Annotated in this window: 17 protein-coding genes; 11 read left to right on the forward strand and 6 right to left on the reverse strand. The window is 40.6% G+C overall.

What is annotated here, in order from left to right:
• Nucleotides 1-200: 200 nt before the first annotated feature.
• Nucleotides 201-968, forward strand: coding sequence for a glycerophosphodiester phosphodiesterase family protein (locus KQP79_RS13690; protein ID WP_004300081.1), 768 nt, complete (start codon nucleotides 201-203; stop codon nucleotides 966-968).
• 246 nt (nucleotides 969-1,214) lie between these two features.
• On the opposite strand, the gene KQP79_RS13695 is transcribed toward KQP79_RS13690, so the two are convergent.
• Nucleotides 1,215-1,511 (reverse strand): thioredoxin family protein, encoded by a 297-nt coding sequence (locus KQP79_RS13695; protein ID WP_004300083.1) that lies wholly within the window; start codon nucleotides 1,509-1,511, stop codon nucleotides 1,215-1,217.
• A gap of 414 nt (nucleotides 1,512-1,925) precedes the next feature.
• On the opposite strand from KQP79_RS13695, the gene dapF reads away from it, so the two are divergent.
• From dapF to KQP79_RS13725, 6 genes are all read left to right on the forward strand, one after another.
• Complete coding sequence (gene dapF, locus KQP79_RS13700; protein ID WP_138343245.1) at nucleotides 1,926-2,735, forward strand: diaminopimelate epimerase; 810 nt, start codon at nucleotides 1,926-1,928, stop codon at nucleotides 2,733-2,735.
• A 60-nt stretch (nucleotides 2,736-2,795) separates the two neighbouring features.
• The gene (locus KQP79_RS13705) at nucleotides 2,796-4,028 is read left to right on the forward strand and encodes an LL-diaminopimelate aminotransferase (RefSeq protein WP_032854219.1); all 1,233 of its coding nucleotides are present in this window, start codon (nucleotides 2,796-2,798) and stop codon (nucleotides 4,026-4,028) included.
• A 132-nt stretch (nucleotides 4,029-4,160) separates the two neighbouring features.
• Complete coding sequence (locus KQP79_RS13710; protein ID WP_004303700.1) at nucleotides 4,161-4,922, forward strand: hypothetical protein; 762 nt, start codon at nucleotides 4,161-4,163, stop codon at nucleotides 4,920-4,922.
• Between the two features lie 144 nt (nucleotides 4,923-5,066).
• The gene (locus KQP79_RS13715) at nucleotides 5,067-5,423 is read left to right on the forward strand and encodes a P-II family nitrogen regulator (protein WP_004303701.1); all 357 of its coding nucleotides are present in this window, start codon (nucleotides 5,067-5,069) and stop codon (nucleotides 5,421-5,423) included.
• A gap of 107 nt (nucleotides 5,424-5,530) precedes the next feature.
• Entirely contained in the window at nucleotides 5,531-6,970 is a 1,440-nt protein-coding gene (locus KQP79_RS13720) for an ammonium transporter (RefSeq protein ID WP_061447584.1), read from the forward strand.
• Between the two features lie 157 nt (nucleotides 6,971-7,127).
• On the forward strand, nucleotides 7,128-9,317 hold the full coding sequence (locus KQP79_RS13725; RefSeq protein ID WP_004303703.1) for a glutamine synthetase III: 2,190 nt from the start codon (nucleotides 7,128-7,130) through the stop codon (nucleotides 9,315-9,317).
• A gap of 162 nt (nucleotides 9,318-9,479) precedes the next feature.
• Here KQP79_RS13725 and KQP79_RS13730 read toward each other — a convergent pair whose 3' ends face one another.
• Nucleotides 9,480-10,058: an HdeD family acid-resistance protein gene (locus KQP79_RS13730; protein WP_004303713.1), complete on the reverse strand. Its 579-nt coding sequence runs from the start codon at nucleotides 10,056-10,058 to the stop codon at nucleotides 9,480-9,482.
• Between the two features lie 173 nt (nucleotides 10,059-10,231).
• Between KQP79_RS13730 and KQP79_RS13735 the strand changes: the two genes are divergently transcribed.
• The 3 genes from KQP79_RS13735 to KQP79_RS13745 all read left to right on the forward strand — a co-directional run bounded on the left by KQP79_RS13735 (nucleotide 10,232) and on the right by KQP79_RS13745 (nucleotide 14,025).
• A complete protein-coding gene (locus tag KQP79_RS13735) occupies nucleotides 10,232-12,301 on the forward strand; it encodes an RNA degradosome polyphosphate kinase (RefSeq protein ID WP_032846627.1) in 2,070 nt (689 codons plus the stop codon).
• Nucleotides 12,298-13,224 carry an exopolyphosphatase gene (locus KQP79_RS13740; RefSeq protein ID WP_004317877.1) on the forward strand — a complete coding sequence of 309 codons (927 nt, stop codon included), beginning with the start codon at nucleotides 12,298-12,300 and terminating at the stop codon, nucleotides 13,222-13,224. Before KQP79_RS13735 ends, KQP79_RS13740 begins: the two co-directional genes overlap by 4 nt.
• Before the next feature lie 153 nt (nucleotides 13,225-13,377).
• The gene (locus tag KQP79_RS13745) at nucleotides 13,378-14,025 is read left to right on the forward strand and encodes a GNAT family N-acetyltransferase (protein WP_004303716.1); all 648 of its coding nucleotides are present in this window, start codon (nucleotides 13,378-13,380) and stop codon (nucleotides 14,023-14,025) included.
• A gap of 844 nt (nucleotides 14,026-14,869) precedes the next feature.
• On the opposite strand, the gene KQP79_RS13750 is transcribed toward KQP79_RS13745, so the two are convergent.
• On the reverse strand, nucleotides 14,870-17,215 hold the full coding sequence (locus tag KQP79_RS13750) for an LruC domain-containing protein (protein WP_004303717.1): 2,346 nt from the start codon (nucleotides 17,213-17,215) through the stop codon (nucleotides 14,870-14,872).
• Between the two features lie 366 nt (nucleotides 17,216-17,581).
• Nucleotides 17,582-19,441: an SLC13 family permease gene (locus tag KQP79_RS13755; protein WP_022199032.1), complete on the reverse strand. Its 1,860-nt coding sequence runs from the start codon at nucleotides 19,439-19,441 to the stop codon at nucleotides 17,582-17,584.
• A 337-nt stretch (nucleotides 19,442-19,778) separates the two neighbouring features.
• Between KQP79_RS13755 and KQP79_RS13760 the strand changes: the two genes are divergently transcribed.
• Nucleotides 19,779-21,404, forward strand: coding sequence for an ATP-binding protein (locus KQP79_RS13760; RefSeq protein WP_061447588.1), 1,626 nt, complete (start codon nucleotides 19,779-19,781; stop codon nucleotides 21,402-21,404).
• Nucleotides 21,405-21,480: 76 nt separating this feature from the next.
• Here the strand turns inward: KQP79_RS13760 and KQP79_RS13765 are convergent, their stop codons facing one another.
• Both KQP79_RS13765 and KQP79_RS13770 read right to left on the reverse strand, forming a co-directional pair.
• Entirely contained in the window at nucleotides 21,481-22,626 is a 1,146-nt protein-coding gene (locus tag KQP79_RS13765) for an iron-containing alcohol dehydrogenase (RefSeq protein WP_004300100.1), read from the reverse strand.
• Between the two features lie 79 nt (nucleotides 22,627-22,705).
• Complete coding sequence (locus KQP79_RS13770; protein WP_004300101.1) at nucleotides 22,706-22,846, reverse strand: hypothetical protein; 141 nt, start codon at nucleotides 22,844-22,846, stop codon at nucleotides 22,706-22,708.
• Nucleotides 22,847-22,861 lie beyond the last annotated feature (15 nt).

Genomic DNA, 22,861 nt, shown 5'->3' on the forward strand with positions numbered 1-22,861 from the left:
CATCAAAAGCAAAAGCGTAACGACCACTCTTTCAGTTGAATCGCTACGCTTTTCTCAAATTTACTTTTTAGCTATCTGTTTATTTTAAAATCTCAAGGATTAACGCAGATTAGCATATTATTGTCTGATTTGCGTTTTCTTTTTTATAATTTTGAGGCCAAACCAAATTAAATCTATCAAACTTTTAAAAGACCAAACAAATGAATTTAAAAAAAATGATGATGGCTTCTGCCCTTCTAATGGTTGCTTGCTGTATGCAGGCACAGACAAAAGTGATAGCCCACCGTGGATTCTGGAAAACTCCGGGATCATCACAAAACAGTATTTCATCACTTCTAAAAGCAGATTCCATCGGTTGTTACGGTTCAGAATTTGACGTATGGATCGCTAAGGATAACAAGTTGGTGGTCAACCATGATCCTGTATACAAGATGAGACCGATGGAGTATTCCAAAGGTGACGCACTGACCGGACTTAAATTATCCAACGGAGAAAACTTACCCAGCCTGGAACAATATCTGGAAGCCGGGAAAAACTGTAATACCCGACTGATTCTCGAACTGAAAGCACATAGTAACAAGAAACGTGAAACCAAAGCCGTACAGGGAATCCTTGCCATGGTGAAGAAAATGGGACTGGAAAACCGCATGGAATATATCACGTTCTCCCTGCATGCCATGAAAGAGTTTATCCGCCTGGCTCCTGCCGGTACTCCGGTATTTTACCTTAACGGGGAACTGTCTCCCAAAGAATTAAAGGAACTCGGTGCTGCCGGTCTTGATTATCACATGGGAGTGATTAAGAAACACCCCGAATGGATCAAAGAAGCTCATGAACTCGGCTTGAAAGTAAATGTGTGGACTGTGGACGAAGTGGAAGATATGAAATCGCTGATCGAACAGAAAGTAGATTTCATTACCACCAACGAACCAGTCATCTTACAAGAAGAACTGAAAAAACATCAATAAGATAAAATCATTACAAAGTAAACTATTTAATATCCGTCTTTAAAGAAACAGCTCGTTCCTTTAAAAGAAACAGGATGTTTCTCGGTGTCGAACGGGTGGTCCCTTTTAAAGGAACCACCCGTTTCTTTTAAAGGAAAAATGAGCTTTTATAACAAACTAAATACCAGCATATTAAGAACACTCATTTTTTTCATCTGAAAAAGAAAAGGTCATTTTCATATATGCCAATAAAAGATTACAAACGATTTACTGGAAATCATCTAATACCTCTTTCAGCTCTCCTACCGTAAGCTCTCCTACCTGTCTCCATAATTCATGTCCCTTATGCAATAAAAGAAAGGCGGGCACTGTTTCTACATTATGCGCATCGGCTATTGTTCTATTTTCTTCAGCATTCACTCTAATCAATTCTACAGTTCTCTTTTCGTAAGTCCGAAGCACAGGACCTATCCACTCATAATGAGGTGACCAGTCGGCATAAAATACTACCAACACCAAATGGTTGGTCTTAACTGCTGTTTCTAATTGTTTCTCTATATTCATATCTCTACGTTTTTATATTAATGATAGTGCTAAAACAATGAATACAGAAAAAGGTTCTTCAGCATATCCGGTGAGCAATATGATAGATAAATAGGGGTTTTCACTTTCATATCGTCAAAAGGAAAAGGATATATTTCTTGTTTTTATAGCTGATTTCACCGATTATCAAGGCTAAATATTCTTCATATATTATGGAAGAATATGCAAAACAATTCATCCAAATAACAGTTTATTAATATATAAATAGGTATAATTTCAAATTATAACTAAATGTGGCCGTATATAAAGCGATTATAAGTTTGAAGAAAATAAATAGATATTAGATATACTTTTTAGTAAAATATAAAGCAAAAAGTCATATCTTTGCATCATAATAAAACAAAAGGTTACAACAATCAACAAATATAAATCAAAATGACAACAAAGATTAAGTTCACAAAAATGCATGGAGCGGGAAATGACTACATATATGTAGACACAAGCCAATATCCGATAGCCGACCCTGCAAAGAAGGCAATCGAATGGAGCAAGTTTCATACAGGAATCGGAAGTGATGGACTTATATTGATTGGTGTCTCTGATAAAGCGGATTTCAGCATGCGCATTTTCAATGCGGACGGTTCGGAAGCTATGATGTGTGGTAACGGAAGCCGTTGTGTAGGCAAATATGTATATGAATACGGCTTGACTGACAAAACAGAAATTACGCTGGATACACGATCAGGAATAAAAATCCTGAAACTGCATGTAGAGGGAAAAACAGTTAGTGCAGTCACCGTAGACATGGGTAGCCCGTTGGAAACAGAAGAGATTCAGTGGGGAGGAAAGTATCCTTTCCGGTCAACCAAAGTATCAATGGGTAATCCGCATCTCGTCACATTTGTTGAGGACATCACCCGGATTAATTTACCGGAAATCGGTCCTGAACTGGAGAATCATCCTCTTTTTCCCGACAGAACCAATGTGGAGTTTGCACAGATTGTCAGCAAAGACACCATACGGATGAGGGTGTGGGAAAGAGGATCGGGAATCACTCAAGCTTGCGGGACAGGTGCTTGCGCCACAGCAGTAGCCGCCTTCATCAACGGACTTACAGGAAGAAAAAGCGATGTAATCATGGATGGAGGGACAGTCACCATTGAATGGGATGAAATCTCCGGGCATATATTAATGACCGGACCGGCAACCAAAGTTTTCGATGGGGAGATTGAGGATAAGTATTAAAAAAGTATTAAGTATCAGGTATTGAGTATTAGATTTTGCAGAACTTAAAACAATAACAAGATGGCATTAGTAAACGAACATTTTTTGAAGTTACCGGGAAGCTATTTATTCTCGGACATAGCGAAAAAGGTAAATACCTTCAAGATAACACATCCTAAACAGGATATTATCCGGTTGGGTATCGGTGATGTCACCCAACCGCTTCCGAAAGCGTGTATCGAAGCCATGCACAAAGCGGTAGAAGAGCTGGCCAGCAAGGATACATTCCGCGGATATGGTCCTGAACAGGGATATGATTTTCTGATTGAAGCAATTATAAAAAATGACTTTATTCCACGTGGGATTCACTTCTCGGCGTCCGAGATATTTGTCAGTGACGGTGCCAAAAGCGATACCGGAAATATAGGCGATATTCTTCGCCATGACAATAGCGTAGGTGTTACAGATCCCATCTATCCGGTTTATATAGACAGCAATGTCATGTGCGGACGCGCCGGAGTGTTGGAAGAAGAGACGGGCAAATGGAGTAATGTTACTTATATGCCTTGCACAAGTGAGAACAACTTTATTCCGGAAATTCCAGACAAACGGATAGACATTGTTTATCTCTGCTATCCGAACAACCCGACAGGAACAACCTTAACCAAACCGGAACTGAAGAAATGGGTGGACTATGCCTTGGCAAACGATACATTGATTCTGTTCGATGCCGCTTATGAAGCATATATCCAAGACGAGAATGTCCCCCACTCTATCTATGAGATTAAGGGAGCTAAAAAGTGTGCGATCGAATTCCGTAGTTTTTCAAAAACGGCAGGATTTACCGGAGTACGCTGCGGATATACCGTGGTTCCGAAAGAACTCACCGCCGCCACTCTGGAAGGCGACCGCATACCGCTCAACAGATTGTGGAACCGCCGCCAGTGCACCAAGTTCAACGGTACTTCTTACATTACCCAACGGGCTGCAGAAGCCGTTTACAGTGCAGAAGGCAAAATACAGATTAAAGAAACAATCGACTATTATATGACCAACGCCCAAATTATGAAAGAGGGATTGGAAGCCGCAGGACTGAAAGTGTATGGAGGAGTCAACGCTCCCTACTTATGGGTGAAAACTCCGAACGGGCTTTCGTCATGGCGATTCTTCGAACAGATGTTGTATGAAGCCAATGTGGTCGGTACCCCCGGTGTAGGCTTCGGACCAAGCGGTGAAGGATATATCCGGCTAACTGCATTTGGTGAACGCAACGACTGTATCGAAGCGATGAGAAGAATAAAAAACTGGCTATAAGAATTTTGAATAACTTCTCCTAGTCTATTCATAACCAGTGGTTTTTCAATTTACTTGATAGTATTTCGCGCGCTACTATATATACATGGACCGTACATCCACATTTTTCTAACTATTAAAGGTAAAAAGACGATGAAAACGACGATTAACAAAAAAATGAGGGTAATAACAGTAGCATTATTACTGTCAGGGCTTGTCCCGTCTACAATGATGGCACAAGATAAGGTAGAAGCTTCCGTTGGAGCAGATCTGGTAAGTGGTTACATCTGGCGCGGCCAGGATTTAGGCGGAGTGAGCGTTCAACCCTCACTGGAAATCTCTTACAAAGGTTTCTCACTCGGAGCATGGGGATCGGTAGGATTCGAATCGACGGACACAAAAGAGTTCGATTTAACTCTTGGTTATTCGATAGGCGGTTTTAGCGTTTCAGTGACGGATTATTGGTTTAATACCCAAGTAGAAACTGGCATAGACGATGATGGAGAAACGATCTTTGCAACTAACAAGTATTTTAAATACGGAGCTCATTCAACGGCTCATGTATTTGAAGCACAAGTCGGATATGACTTCGGACCACTGGCAGTCAACTGGTATACAAATTTTGCAGGTGCCGACGGCGTGAAAGAAAATGGCAAAAGGGCTTATTCTTCTTACCTCGCACTTAGCGCACCATTCAAATTGGGAGGTCTCGACTGGACAGTAGATTTAGGTATGGTTCCTTGGGAGACAACTTTCTACAATGGCTATACAAGTGGGTTCTGCGTATCAGACGTAAGTCTCGGAGCTTCCAAGGATATCAAAATCACAGATTCCTTCTCCGTTCCGGCATTTGCCAAGGTATCTGTCAATCCACGGACAGAAGGAGCCTACTTCGCATTCGGATTAAGTTTTTAAGAGAGAGAATATAGAATATCAAAGAGCGTATAGGGATCAGGTAGTTAGAGTTTAGATTTTATCGGTTTGTTGTATGGTAACCTACTATGGCTGCCACACCCTATACCTCTTTCTTTTACAGGTCAACACTAATATTTAAGGTATATGAAAAAGATTGAAGCTATTATCCGTAAAACCAAATTCGAGGACGTAAAAGACGCCCTACTCGAAGCGGACATCGAATGGTTCTCTTATTACGATGTAAGAGGTATTGGAAAAGCACGGCAAGGACGTATCTACCGTGGCGTAGTATATGACACCAGCACCATTGAACGAATTTTGATCTCTATTGTCGTACGCGACAAAAATACCGAGAAAACAGTGCAGGCTATCATCAAAGCTGCACAGACCGGAGAAATCGGTGACGGACGTATTTTCGTCATTCCTATCGAAGACGCTATCCGGATACGCACTGCCGAACGTGGTGACATAGCCCTCTACAATGCAGAACAAGAACGTTAATCGGCAGCGGCAAGGTGCCGCTCCCAGGTTTCCTTGCGGATTATAACGTTTATAAAGAGGTTTACAACATCACTAATAAATAATAGGTATAAAATAAGATAATTATTATGGATACAAAATATAAAAGCCATAGCTTCGTAAAGTTGTGGATAGCCACTACTATATTCATTTTGTGCTGTTTTACTACTGATATGTCGGCACAAAACGCAGCCGCTGCCGATACAGTTGCAGCAGTTACAGAAACAATTACCGAAGTCGTTGCAGCTCCTGCCGAAGAAGCATCAGCAGCTCCCGATACGGTTGGTGAATTAGCTCTTGGATTAAATACTGTATGGATGTTGCTTGCAGCAATGCTCGTATTCTTCATGCAGCCGGGATTTGCATTAGTAGAAGCAGGTTTTACCAGAGTGAAAAATACTGCCAACATTCTGATGAAGAACTTTGTAGACTTCATGTTCGGCTCTTTACTATACTGGTTTATCGGTTTCGGATTGATGTTCGGCGCAGGCGGATTCATCGGAATGCCTCACTTCTGCGACCTTTCTTTCATTAATAATGGTTTGCCAACCGAAGGATTCCTCATATTCCAAACCGTATTCTGTGCGACAGCAGCTACAATTGTATCAGGAGCCATGGCAGAACGAACAAAATTCTCCATGTATATAGTCTACACCATCTTTATCAGTGTACTGATTTATCCGATATCCGGTCACTGGACATGGGGCGGAGGCTGGCTGATGAACGGTGAAGAAGGTTCTTTCATGATGAGTCACTTCGGCACTACATTCCATGACTTTGCCGGTTCTACAGTCGTTCACTCTGTAGGTGGATGGATTGCTTTGGTAGGTGCTGCCATTCTTGGTCCCCGTATCGGTAAATATGGTAAAGACGGCAAATCAAAAGCTATCCCAGGCCATAGCCTGACTATTGCTGCACTGGGGGTATTCATTCTTTGGTTCGGATGGTTCGGATTCAACCCCGGTTCTCAATTGGCAGCAGCAACCGAAGCCGACGCAATCGCTATTTCCCACGTATTCCTGACAACGAACCTGGCTGCTTGTGCCGGTGGTTTCTTTGCTCTGTTGGTGAGCTGGATGAAATATGGAAAACCATCCCTGTCATTGACACTGAATGGTATCTTGGCAGGTCTGGTAGGTATCACAGCAGGATGTGACGCAGTATCTCCCGCAGGAGCAGCCTTGATAGGTGCGATATGTGGTGTCGTAATGATATTCTCCGTTGACTTCATTGACAAGGTTTTAAAGATAGACGATCCGGTAGGTGCATCTTCCGTACATGGTGTGTGTGGTTTTTTAGGAACGATTCTCACAGGTTTGTTCTCTACCAGTGAAGGTTTATTCTATGGATACGGTTTCGGATTCCTCGGTGCACAACTATTCGGAGCATTGGTAGTAAGTGCATGGGCAGCAGGCATGGGATTCATCATTTTCAAAACGCTTGATAAGATTCACGGACTTCGCGTTCCGGCACGTGTCGAAGAAGAAGGTCTTGACATTTACGAACACGGTGAATCTGCTTACAACTAAGTTACTTATAATTAAAAGTAAGTCTACTCATCAGTAAGTGAATTAGGCTATATAGATTAAAAAGATTTATCCCGGGCGGGCCTGACCGCCTTCCCGGGAACCACACAGAGAAAATTATTTGCTCTAACATATTTAACAACAAATCAAATTAGGTATTATGTCAAAACTTAGATTCAGAGTAGTAGAGACAGCTTTCAAGAAAAAGGCTGTTGAGGTAGCAACACCTGCCGAACGTCCTTCGGAATACTTCGGCAAGTATGTATTCAACAAGGAAAAGATGTTCAAATACCTTCCCAGTAAGGTATACAATGCACTGATTGATGCAATTGACAACGGTGCTCCGCTAGATCGCAGCATTGCCGACGAGGTAGCTGCCGGCATGAAAAAATGGGCTATCGAAATGGGTGTCACTCATTACACGCACTGGTTTGCACCGCTGACCGAGGGTACGGCAGAAAAGCACGATGCCTTCGTTGAACATGACGGCAAAGGTGGTATGATGGAAGAATTTACAGGTAAACTGCTCGTACAGCAGGAGCCGGATGCTTCTTCTTTCCCGAATGGCGGTATCCGTAATACATTCGAAGCTCGCGGATACAGCGCATGGGACCCCTCGTCACCTGCTTTCATCGTGGATGATACACTTTGCATCCCGACTGTATTTATCGCATATACCGGTGAAGCTCTTGACTATAAAGCTCCCTTACTGAAGGCATTGCGTGCTGTAGATAAAGCAGCCGTAGCCGTATGTCAGTATTTTAATCCGGAAGTGAAAAAAGTAGTTGCTTACTTAGGATGGGAACAGGAATACTTCCTGGTAGACGAAGGATTGTATGCCGCACGTCCGGACTTACTAATGACCGGTCGTACTTTGATGGGACATGACAGTGCCAAAAACCAACAGTTGGAGGATCACTACTTCGGTGCTATCCCCACCCGCGTAGCCGCTTTCATGAAGGACCTTGAAATTGAAGCGTTAAAATTAGGTATTCCTGTTAAGACTCGTCACAACGAGGTTGCCCCGAACCAGTTCGAGTTGGCTCCTATCTTTGAAGAGTGTAACCTTGCTAATGACCATAACTTACTGATTATGTCATTAATGCGTAAGGTAAGCCGCCGTCATGGTTTCCGTGTACTGCTTCATGAAAAGCCGTTCAAAGGTGTCAATGGTTCGGGTAAACACAACAACTGGTCTTTGGGCACTGATACAGGTATCTTATTGATGGGACCGGGCAAGACTCCGGAAGACAATCTGCGTTTTGTTACATTCGTTGTCAATACATTGATGGCAGTTTATCATCATAACGGACTACTGAAAGCTTCTATCTCCAGTGCTACCAATGCCCACCGTCTGGGAGCGAATGAGGCACCTCCTGCAATTATCTCCTCTTTCCTTGGAAAACAGTTGTCGCAGGTATTGGATCATATCGAAAACAGTACGAAAGATGATTTAATCAGCCTTAGCGGTAAACAGGGAATGAAGTTGGATATTCCGCAGATTCCTGAATTACTGATCGATAATACAGACCGTAACCGTACTTCTCCATTTGCTTTCACAGGCAACCGCTTTGAGTTCCGTGCCGTAGGTTCCGAAGCAAACTGTGCTTCTGCCATGATTGCATTGAACTCGGCCGTAGCAAATCAATTGGTGAAGTTTAAAAAGGACGTGGATGCGTTGATTGAAAAGGGAGAACCCAAAGTTTCCGCCATTCTTGAAATCATCCGCGGATATATCAAAGAATGTAAAGCCATTCATTTCGACGGTAACGGTTACAGTGACGAATGGAAGAAAGAAGCTGCCCGTCGTGGACTGGATTGCGAAACCAGTGTTCCTGTTATCTTCGACAATTACCTGAAACCGGAAACAATTGCCATGTTCGAAGCTACCGGTGTAATGACCAAGAAAGAACTGGAAGCCCGTAACGAGGTGAAATGGGAAACTTATACGAAGAAGATTCAGATTGAGGCACGTGTATTGGGTGACTTGGCAATGAATCATATCATTCCGGTTGCCACTCAATACCAGACGGACTTAATTAATAATGTCTATAAGATGCAATCTCTTTTCCCAGCAGAAAAGGCAGCGAAATTGTCTGCTAAGAACCTGGAGCTTATTGAAGAGATTGCCGACCGTACAGCTTTCATCAAGGAGCATGTAGATGCAATGATTGAGGCTCGTAAGGTTGCAAACAAGATAGAAAGCGAACGGGAAAAAGCCATTGCCTACCACGACACGATTGTCCCGGCACTGGAAGAAATCCGTTATCACATCGACAAGTTGGAACTGATTGTTGACAATCAGATGTGGACGCTTCCAAAATACAGGGAACTGTTATTTGTGAGATAGAAAAAAATACGGTGAACGATAAACAGTAAACGGTGAACAAACTGCATTATCATTGCAGAATATTCACCGTTAGCCGTTCACTGTTATTGAAATTATCTATTTCTTTTGTTGGTTGTTTTAAGTTTGCGGGGAGGGGTGCTGTGAAGCAGTCCTCTTCTTTTTTTATTCGATAATCTTTGCGTCTTCAATATCATCATCGTCATGCATAACCGGAGCCTTCGGGCGGCGACGGGCAAACTTGAACCAGTTTATCAATTCGGAAAGAGAATAAACCAAACTGCTGATACCAATAATTATAAATGCAGTATTACGCGCTCCTGTCGGATTGAACAAAGCGATAATACCCGCAATAAGAATCAGCGAAGGAATCAGATAAAAAGCTCCCGGAACGGGCATCCACCGACGAGCCATCGACAAAGAAGCAATCTGTTGCACTCCTCCCATAATCAGGATAAATCCCAATAAAAACATCAGGACATCTGCAAAGAATTCAGGCATCACAATCAACCAAAGTCCGAATAATAAGCTACCGATTCCTTCTATCGGAAAACGGGGAGCTGCTTCACCTTCCGGTCTTTTCCGGCCGAAATAGCCAAAAAGGCTGATAACACCGGGAATCAAGAAGGCAACACCTACCGTAATGACAATATAACTGGCAGCCGCATTGGGCCAAATCACGAGTACCAATCCAATCACAAGTGCGAAGAGAATGCGAATAAGGGAATAATTCATTGTTTTCATAAATTCTATATTTTTTAACCGAGTCTGTTCCAATACTTTTGCGAATATAAGTGTTTCTACTGATATATAAAAATAACAAATAAACATTGTAATAAGTTCGTAATAATATCGTTATGACGATTACATCTCACATTGATATTTTTGCAGAAATTTTAAACAGTTCCTTTTTCACAATGAAACAAAGCGAAATAAAAAAGAAATACCCTTATGTAGAGCGTGACATCAGTTGGATGTACTTCAACCAACGTATTCTGCTAGAAGCCGCCCGTCCAGAAGTGCCACTGCTGGAACGACTCACTTTTCTTGGCATCTATTCAAATAACCTGGATGAATTCTTCCGTGTTCGTGTAGCGACTCTGAACCGGATCGTAGAATATGCCGATAAAAACATACAAGCAGAACAAGAAACCGCCGCCTGCACTCTGAAACAAATAGGAAAGCTGCACAATCGTTACTACAAGCAGTTTGAGGAGATATTCGCTTCCATTATGGAGGAATTGAAGAAAGAGAATATCTACGTCATCAAAGATGCGGAAATGACGGACGAACAGAAAGCATTCGTCACTTCTTTCTATCGCAACAAACTGAATGGTTCTACCAATCCGCTTTTCCTCAATGGAACCCGCCCGCTGGACGATCAGACAGATGAGGATATTTACCTTGCCATCCGTCTGCTGCGCAAAGATGAAACGGGAAAGATAAAGGAGAAAGACTATGCAGTGATTGAACTGCCGACCGGAGACTTCGGCCGTTTTATTCAATTACCTGATTCGGATGGAAAAACATATCTCATGTTTCTTGATGACGTGATCCGCTATTGTTTGCCGATGATTTTTGTTGGCATGAAGTACACAGATTATGAGGCGTACACTTTCAAATTCACTAAAGACGCCGAAATGGAAATTGACAGTGATCTGCGGACAGGGGTACTTCAGAAGATTTCCAAAGGTGTGAAAAGCCGGAAGAAAGGGGAACCGATCCGTTTCGTCTATGACGAACAAATTCCTAAAGACTTGCTGAAAAAGTTGACCGGCCGCCTGAACGTGGATAAGAATGACACGCGTGTAGCCGGAGGACGCTATCACAATTTCAAGGATTTGATGAAATTTCCGGTTTGCGGTCATCATGAACTGAAATATCCTGTTTGGGAACCTATCTTCAAGCCTGAACTGAATGGCATGGAAAGTCTGCTCACTTTGATTCGTCGGAAAGATCGTTCCTTACATTATCCTTATCATAGTTTCGATACTTTCATCCGTGTGTTGCGAGAAGCCGCTATCAGTAAAGAAGTAAAAAGTATCAAGATGACGCTTTATCGTTTGGCTAAAGACTCCAAAGTGATAAAGGCTTTAATCAGTGCAGCCAAAAACGGAAAAAAAGTCACAGTAGTTATCGAACTGTTGGCACGTTTTGATGAAGCGTCTAATATCAACTGGAGCAAGAAAATGCAGGATGCGGGGATTCATGTTATTTTCGGAGTAGAGGGTTTGAAAATTCATTCTAAATTGCTGCATATCGGCACTCGGCACGGAGATATCGCCTGCATCAGTACAGGAAATTTCCATGAAGGAAATGCACGTATGTATACTGACTATACCATTATGACTGCTCACCGTCCCATTGTCCGGGAAGTCAATGCCGTATTCGATTTTATCGAAAAGCCTTATACTCCTGTTGATTTCAAAGAATTGCTCGTTTCTCCCAATGATATGCGTAAACGATTCATTGCGCTTATCAACAAAGAGATAAAAAATAAGGAACAGGGAAAAGAGGCTTATATCCTTGCTAAAGTAAATCATATTACTGACCGTGCACTTGTTGAAAAGCTATACGAAGCCTCAACAGCGGGTGTTCAAGTGGAACTGGTAGTACGCGGTAACTGTTCTTTAGTGACAGGCGTTCCGGGTATCAGCGAGAATATACACATCAATGGTATTATCGACCGTTATCTCGAACATTCGCGCATTTTCATCTTCGCCAATGGTGGAGAAGAAAAATACTACATTGGTTCTGCCGACTGGATGCCTCGCAACCTGGATAATCGTATTGAGGTGGCGGCACCGGTCTATGATAAAGAAATCCAGGCAGATTTAAAACGAATTGTCTGCTACGGATTCCGGGATACGGCAAAAGGAAGAATTGTGGATGGTACAGGCGAGAACCGGGAAAAAGAACGGGAAGAGAACAGTGTCCCATTCCGCTCACAAGAAAAATTATATAACGAATACAAGAATACATTATGATAAGTATGAAGAAAGTTAATTATGCGGCAATAGATATAGGCTCTAATGCGGTGCGGCTGCTGATAAAATGTGTAAACGAGGAGAATGCGCCCGAATTAATGAGTAAGGTACAGCTCATCCGTATTCCGTTACGGTTGGGAGAAGACGCCTTTACTGTGGGGGTTATCTCTACAGAAAAAGAGAAGAAACTGATTCGGCTGATGAAAGCCTACAAACAATTAATGAAGATATATGATGTGGTAGACTATCGTGCGTGTGCCACCTCTGCCATGCGTGATGCACGTAATGGCAAGGATATCGTTCAGCAGATCGTCAAAAAAACGGGTATCCGTGTAGAAATCATCGACGGGCAGGAAGAGGCGCATATTGTTTACGACAATCATATCGAACAGTTATTTGCTTCAGGACAAAATTACTTGTATGTAGATGTAGGAGGTGGTAGTACGGAAATTAATCTCATCAGCAACGGTGAACTGAAAAATTCCCGTTCATATAATATAGGTACGGTACGTATGCTTAGCGGTATGGTAAAGGAAGAAGAAAAGGAAGCTTTGCGCACTGACCTGATAGGGCTTGCCACAGAATATACCCCTATCAGCATCATCGGTTCGGGAGGAAATATTAATAAGTTATTTCGTTTAGCGGACAAGAAAGACAAAAAAGCGTCTCTCCTACCCATCGAATCACTGCAAGATATATATGAAACATTAAAAGCCCTCTCTACCGAACAACGTATTAAGCAATATAAGTTGAAACCGGACCGGGCCGATGTTATTGTTCCTGCTGCAGAGATATTTCTCGAGATAGCTACTCATGTAAAAGCTACCGGAATTATTGTACCTACCATCGGACTGTCCGACGGTATTATAGACAGCTTGTACACGCAAAACATGAACAGGCCTGATTCTCCGCAATCTCGATGAATGAATATATAAAAAACTCCTGATACTAAGTCTGGATATACTAGTATCGGGAGTTTTTGTCTCATCTTGCTATAATGTATAGATTCATCTTTAAAAGAGTTAGGTATTCGGATTTTGTTCTTTATATTTGTGCAACTATATATTTGAAACAATATGGATATAAAACTTAGAATTGAGCAATCTTCGGATTATCATGAAACCGAAAACATTACACGGGAAGCATTCTGGAATCATTATTCTCCGGGATGTGACGAACATTACCTCCTTCATATTATGCGTAACCATCCTAAGTTTGTGCCGGAGCTCGATATTGTTGCAGAACATAATAACAAGATTGTCGGTAATGTTGTCTGCCTCAAATCATTTATCATGGCAGATGACGGTAACCAATATGAGGTTTTGAGCCTGGGGCCCATTTCTGTCCTCCCCGAATACCAACAGCAAGGTATCGGAGGAAGAATGATTGCACTTACCAAAAAATTAGCTTCCGAAATGGGATTTCGTGCTATTTTACTTTGTGGTGACCCGGATTATTATCTCCGACAAGGATTCATTCCTGCCGAAACATTAGGGATTCGCACTGAAGATAATATGTATGCTACTGCTCTTCATGTTTGTGAATTATATGATAATGCTTTAGCCAATGTAAAAGGCCGTTATATAGAAGATAAAATATATCAGATTGATAAATCTGCTGCTAATGAGTTCGACAAGCGATTTCCTCCAAAAGAAATTGTAGTTGGTACTCCGTCACAAAAACGGTTTAATCAGATAGTAGTGATGCAGAAAAAAGCGAATTAAGGTTGAATAACCTAAATCGCCTGATTTGTACATCTCTGGAGCTCGGTCCTGCTATGATATTAAGCAACTATCATTCAATATAGTTACCATTCTTCGTATCTTTGCAGTTACAAAACATTCAACATGAGAAATTTGAATTTACAAAAAGATACTACTGACACTTTGTAATTCTTAATCTATCAGGGATCGCTTCTTTCCTCCCTTTGGCTGAAGTAAAATTTTTCTGCCACTGTAGAGGGCTTTATTCAATTCACTATTCTACAATTAAGCATGATATATATACATTTTAATACGCGCACAGCATTTCTACAATCAAACGGGCATCACATGTACTAATAAAGTTCCCTTTTACTTTTTTCTTTTTACCATTATCAAAGCCCCAAATAGAAAAATCAATGGAAAGAAAGTAGGAAATTCTAACAACATTTACGATATAGCGACACTATCCCAATGGTTTGTTTACTTCATCCATAGCTTTTGATGACATTATCCGCATCTTTTACTTACTTTATCCTTATGTTTTTTACAAATATAGCGGCGCTTTTGATGTAAATATGCGGTGCTTTACGCAATAAAGGCATTGTTTTTCAATAAATCATGGGAATTTTCCTGCTAATAGAGAAGAATGATAGAACATGAGAGATAGCAAAACCCTTGATTACACGAACAATCGTCAGAATAATCAGAGATTCTAAAACTTTATGTATTTACTTTGTCATCGAATGGGTAATTACATAAAAAAGGGGAGCATTAAGGCAGCACTTACTTCCTACAATCTCCCCATAATCAATGCACACAAGTTCTTTTCGAATAAAACTGTTTGCAATATTTCTCTTTAATAGTTTTAGTACTGAATCACTTTATCACTACTAACTGTCTTATACCAATCAGTAGTTGAGCTCTGATCGTGTGCCCAATCTGCAAATTTAGAATATGCGTTCGTTATCACTGTTGTTTCTGTTGGATAAGCAAATTTATCAGGAACACACAAAGCCCATGTATTATTAACTGCCTTGATTACCTCAAGCACCTCATTATCCGCCAATTGTCCATTCGCCGTAGCCGAATTAAAATGAGTCAAATGGATTTCTGTTCTCTTTTGACCTATCCCCTGATAAGCAATGAAGAAGTCTAAACCATCTGTCACACTAGGGACGGATATTTCATTTTTAAGTTTGACGTTCACTTCAAGAGTATATATATCTGTAAGAGGAGTGCTAGCATTCCCAGTATTCAACATGGGGCGTTGTGCTCCTGTATATCCATATACATAATGTGCGTCTCCAAATAAAGGAATCACAAGTTCATTGCCATTGGCTTCATAAGATGCATTTTCAAATATACCAGAATTTAATGAGCCGGTACGTTGAGCAGCGCCTGCACCAAAACTTATCTCTTCCACATTATTTTTGTCTATTCCTCGTATTCTCAAACCAGCACCTAATTGTTTCACGGCACCAACTGCCCGAAGGTCAATTTTATATTTTAGTTCTTTCACATCATTACCGGCTGCAGGCAAAGTTACATTCAACACAATATCATTGAAATCGTAATCTCCTGCTTTCGGATAGTTATCTTCGAAAGCATAAGAATAAACTGCATATCGAATTTCTACATCATCCGGTTTTTCATCAGAGTTATACCCTTCTTTAACACAGTCACCGTCAGCAGGAAGTATAAATTCTGCTTTGCCCGGATTACAATAGGTAGCACCTTGCTGTAATCCCTTATTTACTAGCCATGCAAAAGGAGACCAGTTATAATGTGCTTCGCCTTTATATGTTTGATCTGTTATTTCACAAATGATATTATTACTTACTTTAGAAGCAGATTGAGCCAGACCGGAAGTATTATCTATTTCGTGAATTCTTAATAAGGCAGTTCCTTGTGTCGGACCGGTAACTGTTCTGAATAAATTAGCTTTGCCCGTACAAGTCAACATGGATTGTGCTTCCATCACGATATTATTATCATTTCCATTACCCGTCAATTCTTTGCAAATAGCTTCGGAAGTATTTCCCATAACAAGCGTACCAAATTGTAATTTTCCAGCTTTCAGATAACAACCGTTTTTAATATTAGTATTATTGTTGCCATCTATATTTTCGACTTCAATGGTTCCATGATTTATCAATGTCGTACCATTTGTAGAAGCATTATAAGAATTCAGTTTAAGTGTTCCATAATTCACAAAATCAACTCCGTTTCCACTTCCATCAATTTTCAAAAAGTCACAATCAATCGTACCCGCATTATAGTTTGTACGCCCAGCCGAACTATTTGTTATCTGAATACCTCTGTCACCAACAATACTTCCTCCCTGCATCACAGTTATATAAGAAGCCCGCGTTAATATCAGACTCCCATTTTTAGCAATCTCTATCTTTCCACCATTCTCAACGATAATTTCTGTAATATCAGAAAATTGATTACTATTCTCTATAACCCATGTGCTTCCTTGAGGAACGATTACTTTCACAGCACTTATTTCTCCATCTCTATTTCCAGTTGCACTAAATCCAGCTTTAAAAGTTCCTTCCTGAATCTTAAACCAACGCTCACTTTCTGTAAAAACAGGAAATTGACCATAACTTCCACCCCAGCCAGACTTTGCAGAAAGATCCCAATTAGCCTGAATGACAGTAGAAATTGCCTTTTTAGCACTAATAAAATCGGCTGTATAAGGAGCTTCCATGACTGGTATACTAGTCGTCACAGCTCGTGATATAGAACGTGTTGGCGTACCTTTGTCTCCAAAGTGCGCTGTCACTGTACCATTTTCAATCGCTGTCGGTTGGACCAGATAACGTTTGTGTTCATCTATACGCGCAACAAACACTTTATCAAGAGATGTTGCGCAATCCATCACCACATCCAAAGTCATACTTTGAGTGACAGTTCCTTCCGCTAAGAGTTTTGCTGTACTTTCCGGGCTTAATGGATCGGCATCAAATATCTGTATCTTATAATCTACTCCTTGATCCCCATTGATTGACACATGTGCCGTTACACTTCGTGACATTGTCCAATCACCATCAGAGTCGATGTTTTTTACAGGAAAAGTTTCTTCGTAAATTTGTTTCAGTTGATCTGCATTAAACAGATTTTTCTCATTATCAACGCAACTAATAAAACTGATAGAAGATACTAACAACGAAAAAGTGAAGATTTTTACAATGCTTTGTTTCATAATCTTTAAATACTTAAGTTTGCTTTATTTGCACAAAAAATAAAAATCATTACGAATCAACAATCAGCAATGAATGTACAAAGATAGTTGTATTTACAAATAAGAAACGGATAAAGTTGTATTTTTCGACCTACGGTTAACATCTTTTAAAAGATAAGGCTTTAATTACTCCCAATAAAAAACGACCTATTACATTATTGAATATTAAAAGCTTAGAAGTACAAATATGCAATATGCAATCAAAAAAAAGAGTTGCAGATTCTATGCAACTCTCAATTAAACGACAAAGATCCAGTGTTACAAAGCACTACAACTACAAAATACCGAGCTCTTTCATCTCCTTATTAAAAGGATAAAAATTAAAAACTAAAAGGGGAAAATCAATGGTAATACAAAAATCATCACGATTCCCATAATAATCTGCAACGGCAATCCTACTTTTACATAATCCATAAAAGTATATTGACCGGCAGGCATCACCAGGGCGTTAGGCGGTGTAGAGAATGGAGAAGCGAAACACATACTTGCACCTACCGTCACAGCAAACAAGAAGGGAACCGGACTTACCCCGATCTGTATGGCACTTTGCAGAGCAATCGGTGCGAGTAAGACAGCCGTAGCTGTATTGCTGATAAACATCGTCATCAACGAAGTCGTAAAGTAAATACCTGCCATCAACGCAACAGGTCCGTATGATCCCAAGCCGTTAACCAGCGTATTGGAAATGTATTCCGAAGCTCCCGTTTTCTCCAATGCCAGAGACATAGGAAGCATAGCTGCAATCAATACAATACTCTCCCAGTTAATCGTTTTATAAGCCGCTTCTACATTGCGGAAACATCCCGTGAGCACCATCAATATACCCGCTATCATAACAGCTGTAACCGGAGCAACCGGAATGAAGTCAAAAACCATCATTGCCACCATTAACACCATAATAGCAGCTGCCACCGGAGCTTTATAGTCTAACGTAACTTTAGCCGCTTCCGCCAAAGGTTGTCCCAAAACAACCCAATCAGAATCCTCTTTGCTAAGACGGGCTATATTATTCCATGTTCCTTGCACCAAAAGCACGTCACCACTATGAATACGCTCATTTCCCAAATCCTGCAACAAGTATTCCTTTTTACGACGGATTCCTAATACGTTCACATTAAACTTATCACGAAAACCGGCTTCCTTAATTGTTTGATTTATCAAATTAGAAGCTGGCATCAACACTATTTCAGCAATACCGATGTCATAAAAATCCAGAGAGTTAGTTGCGCTTTGAGTTTCTTCCGTTGCATGGTCACCTAAAATCTCTAGCAGGAAATCTTCTGCAAAAAGCTGTACCTTATCAAATTCTCCTGTCACATACAAAATATCCTCGGCTTGCAACATCGTGTCCGGTGCAGCAAACTTCTGGGTAATCGTTTTCAGAAAACGATGTTGCGATGCATCACCACGACGCACTTCCATGATATTCAAACCATATTTGCGACGAATATCCAAGTCAATAATCGTCTTGCCCAAAAGCCGGGAATCTTTTATTACCTGCAAACGAAACAGATTGCTGGAAAGCCCATATTCATTTACCAACTGTTTCAGTGACTTACCCGAACGTTTATTATCATCTTTCTGGCCTTTTTTAGAAAGAAACCATTTGCTAAGTGGTATCAATACCAGCGTACCGACAATCACACAGACAATGCCGACAGGCAGGAAAGAGAAGAAGGAAAGCGGTTCAAGTCCGGCAGAAGTCAACGTATTTTGTATCACAAGGTTCGGCGGAGTACCGATTAAAGTCATCATACCTCCCATACTACTTGCAAAAGCCAACGGCATCAACAGCCTGCTCGGATTCATACCGGCACTCATTGCCAGACTGACAACAATAGGAAGCATCAGTGCCACCGTTCCTGTGTTACTGACAAACGCACCAATGGCCGAAGTCACCAACATCACCAACAGAAATAACCGGATCTCACTGGTTCCCGCAAGTTTAAGAATACGGGAACTAATCATCTTTGCCAATCCCGTTTGAAAGATAGCCCCTCCCACTACAAACAATCCGATCATCATAATGACTACCGAATTGGAAAAACCGGAAAGTGCTTCATCAGGAGTTAATATCTGAAAAATAAGTAAGGCTATCAGTGCACACAGTGCCACAATATCCGAACGAACCTTGCCGTTCACGAAAAAGACAGCCGAAAGAACGAGAATAATAATGGTTATTAGCATACGTAATTAAATGATTGTTTTATTTTGACTCTATCAAAACTTATTTAGGTGAACAAAAATAGAAAATACTCCAGCGTTATTAAAACAAACTAGAAATGATTTTAGTTCATGAGACATCATTTAATATTTTAATACATTTTCTTTCTGAAAAAAGACTCGAAATCAAGCAAAATATGATACCATACAAGAACTACAAGACACCATACCTCCACTATTTCTTCATCGCATATAATTACAGTCTCACAATATAATGTTGAAAGACAATATATTTATGTATTATTTTTTGAAAGTTAAAGAACAATTCATATCTTTACACCTCATTTATATCAAACATTTTATGGCAAACAATTATTTGTTAAATTATTGGATTAACGAAGTTCATTGGGGTTATAATTATTTACTAGTAGTTATTTTGCTCCTTGTCATCAGCATCTTACTATATAGAATCCGAAAATTGCAAAAAACGATTAAAAAGACCAATCATTCCTACCGTTTCTCCTTTGATATTCTCGATAACCTTCCTTTCCCCATCTTTGTAAAAGATATTACAAACGATTTCCGATACTATTACTGGAATAAAGAATCAGCCGCTCAATCCGGCATTAGCAGTGAAGAGGCCATCGGACATACTGATTATGAAATTTACGGAGAAGAAAGAGGTGAAAAATACCGGCATATCGACAAAGAACTCATACAAGCAGGCAAAGTATATCGCAAAGAAGAGAAATACACCACTCCCGATGGAATCACCCATGATACTATTGCCGTTAAATCTATTATTTCATGGGAAGGAGAAAAGAAATGGCTGTTGGCAACCCGGTGGGATATCACACAACTCAAGAATTATGAAAGAGAATTAGTTGCCGCCAAGGAAGAACTGGAAAAAGCATTGAAGAAGCAAAAACTAGCTCTAAAAAGTATCGACTTCGGCCTTATCTATATTGATAAAAATTACCGGGTACAATGGGAGGAAACAAGACAAATAGCCAGCCTGGTAAAAGGCAGACGATACATACCGGGAAAAATTTGCTATCAGACCAGTGCACTTCGTAATGAACCGTGTGGACAATGTGCTTTCAAGAAAGCTATCGAACAGGGCAAAATTATCCGGCATACCATCAGAGTAGACGATGTAGATTTTGAAGTGACCGCAACACCTGTATTCGGCGATGAAAAGGAAATTGAAATTATTGGAGGATTACTTCGTTTTGAAAACATCACTGAAAAATTAAAGATGGACAAAATGCTGCAGGAAGCAAAGGAAAAAGCCGAAGAATCCAATCGGCTCAAATCTGCCTTTCTCGCTAATATGAGCCATGAAATACGAACCCCGCTAAATGCGATTGTAGGATTCTCCGAAATGGTTTGCCAAACGGAGGAAGAGGAAGAGAGAAAAGAATTTGTAAAAATCATCTCCAGCAACAATATCTTATTATTGCAACTAATAGACGACATCCTCGATCTTTCTAAAATTGAAGCCGGTACTATGGAATTCACATTTGCACAGACTGATATCAACGAATTGATGGAAGGTATTTGCAGACAAATGCAAGAAAAGAATTCTTCCCCAAACATTCAAATCTTATTCACAGAGAAAGCAGATCAATGCATGATGTATACCGACCGCATACGTCTATCACAGGTTATCATCAACTTTACAAATAATGCTTTGAAATTCACCCCTAAAGGTTCTATCGAAATGGGATACCGGATTGAAGAAGCCAAAGATGAAATATACTTTTATGTAAAAGATACAGGTATCGGAATTCCTGCTGACAAGATAGATAAAGTGTTTGAACGCTTCGTCAAACTGAACTCCTTTATTAAAGGGACAGGACTCGGACTAGCCATCTGCCGTGTCATAGTAGAAAGACTGGGCGGGGTTATCGGAGTGGAATCTAAAGAAGGAGAAGGCTCTCGCTTCTGGTTCAGAATTCCAAGGTCAGAGAAAATTGAGAAATAATAAAAAGAAAAGAGGATATTGTGAAAAGTATGTTCCAATATCCTCTTTATCCTATATTTTTAATGTAAGAGTATACTTAAAGTGCAGTCTCTAATATCCTGCGGGCAACAGCACCCGTTACATTTCCATTCTCTCCATATTTAGCACCACGTTCATTGAATCGGCGTTCGATTTCCAGAATAGTATCCTGTCCGATGTTCTCTTCATGCAAACGTGTAGTCAGCCCAAGCGAACGAAAGAACTCTTCGGTATGACAAATCGCTTCATCAATCCGTTCTTCTCGCGTACCGGAAGTAATTCCCCAGACTCTTTCACCATACTGCAAAAGTTTATCTCCTTTTTCTTCATGAAGCACCTGTAAAGTGGCAGGAAGAACAATGGCTAACGTATGACCATGTGTCAATCCGTGCAAAGCAGTAATTTCATGACCAATCATGTGAGTTGCCCAGTCTTGCGACACTCCCATAGCAATAAATCCATTCAATGCCATTGTAGCCGAAAGCATAAAATCAGCCATCAGTTGATAATCATGCTGGTTTTCACGGATTTTCGGAGCTATTTCTACCAAAGTTTGTAAAATGCCTTCCGCCCAACGATCCATAATGCGGCTCTGCCCGGGAGTAGTCATATATTGCTCCATCACATGAACAAAGGTATCAGCCAAACCACAGGCCACCTGATGAGGAGGCAAGGTAAAAGTTACTTCCGGGTCAAGAATAGAGAAGATTGGATAGTTAGCATAAAAAGGATATTTCTCTTTTGTTTCACGACGGGAAATAACTGCCCCGTTATTCATCTCCGAACCGGTAGCGGGCAAAGTCAATACAGTGGCAAGAGGTACAGTATGAGTGACTGGACGTCCGGCAAGTACTAAATCCCAGGCATCACCATCATACAGGATTCCTGCGGAAATCAATTTCGTACCGTCAATAACGGAACCACCACCAACAGCCAGCAGATAATCTACTTTCTCTTCTTTTCCCAAAGCAATAGCTTTACGGAGAGTTTCAATGGCAGGATTGGGTTCGATTCCCCAGAATTCTACTGTAAAATGATTCTTCAATGCTTCCTTTACCTGATCGTACACTCCGTTTTTCTTCACGCTTCCACCGCCAAAAGTAATCATAATACGCTTGTCGGACGGTATTTCTTTAGCCAACCGAGCAATCATCCCTTTTCCCATTATCAGTTTCACGGGATTTTGAAAAATAAAATTTTCCATATCTTAGTCTATTGTTATTATTTTGGTTATTAGTCACTATCCTTGCAAAGATATATGATTTATCCGAACCCTGTCAGAATCAAGCGAAGAATTGTTGTGCCACGGAAGGAACCATAGCCGACAACCAGGGTTTCATATCCTCTGCTACCAATAACCAATACAATAATAATATAATGAAAATGGCAATAGCGATACCTACTAAAACTTTTCTCTGTTTCATAATTGTTTTTGTTTA

The organism is Bacteroides sp. DH3716P (genome assembly GCF_025914115.1).
In the GTDB taxonomy this organism is placed as follows: Bacteria; Bacteroidota; Bacteroidia; order Bacteroidales; family Bacteroidaceae; genus Bacteroides; species Bacteroides ovatus.

Coding starts and splice junctions, on each gene's coding strand:
- KQP79_RS13695 (WP_004300083.1), bottom strand. CDS start 1,511: ATGAATATAGAGAAACAATTAGAAACAGCAGTTAAGACCAACCATTTG.
- KQP79_RS13715 (WP_004303701.1), top strand. CDS start 5,067: ATGAAAAAGATTGAAGCTATTATCCGTAAAACCAAATTCGAGGACGTA.
- dapF (WP_138343245.1), top strand. CDS start 1,926: ATGACAACAAAGATTAAGTTCACAAAAATGCATGGAGCGGGAAATGAC.
- KQP79_RS13760 (WP_061447588.1), top strand. CDS start 19,779: ATGGCAAACAATTATTTGTTAAATTATTGGATTAACGAAGTTCATTGG.
- KQP79_RS13745 (WP_004303716.1), top strand. CDS start 13,378: ATGGATATAAAACTTAGAATTGAGCAATCTTCGGATTATCATGAAACC.
- KQP79_RS13690 (WP_004300081.1), top strand. CDS start 201: ATGAATTTAAAAAAAATGATGATGGCTTCTGCCCTTCTAATGGTTGCT.
- KQP79_RS13755 (WP_022199032.1), bottom strand. CDS start 19,441: ATGCTAATAACCATTATTATTCTCGTTCTTTCGGCTGTCTTTTTCGTG.
- KQP79_RS13765 (WP_004300100.1), bottom strand. CDS start 22,626: ATGGAAAATTTTATTTTTCAAAATCCCGTGAAACTGATAATGGGAAAA.
- KQP79_RS13720 (WP_061447584.1), top strand. CDS start 5,531: ATGGATACAAAATATAAAAGCCATAGCTTCGTAAAGTTGTGGATAGCC.
- KQP79_RS13730 (WP_004303713.1), bottom strand. CDS start 10,058: ATGAAAACAATGAATTATTCCCTTATTCGCATTCTCTTCGCACTTGTG.
- KQP79_RS13735 (WP_032846627.1), top strand. CDS start 10,232: ATGAAACAAAGCGAAATAAAAAAGAAATACCCTTATGTAGAGCGTGAC.
- KQP79_RS13770 (WP_004300101.1), bottom strand. CDS start 22,846: ATGAAACAGAGAAAAGTTTTAGTAGGTATCGCTATTGCCATTTTCATT.
- KQP79_RS13750 (WP_004303717.1), bottom strand. CDS start 17,215: ATGAAACAAAGCATTGTAAAAATCTTCACTTTTTCGTTGTTAGTATCT.
- KQP79_RS13710 (WP_004303700.1), top strand. CDS start 4,161: ATGAAAACGACGATTAACAAAAAAATGAGGGTAATAACAGTAGCATTA.
- KQP79_RS13740 (WP_004317877.1), top strand. CDS start 12,298: ATGATAAGTATGAAGAAAGTTAATTATGCGGCAATAGATATAGGCTCT.
- KQP79_RS13725 (WP_004303703.1), top strand. CDS start 7,128: ATGTCAAAACTTAGATTCAGAGTAGTAGAGACAGCTTTCAAGAAAAAG.
- KQP79_RS13705 (WP_032854219.1), top strand. CDS start 2,796: ATGGCATTAGTAAACGAACATTTTTTGAAGTTACCGGGAAGCTATTTA.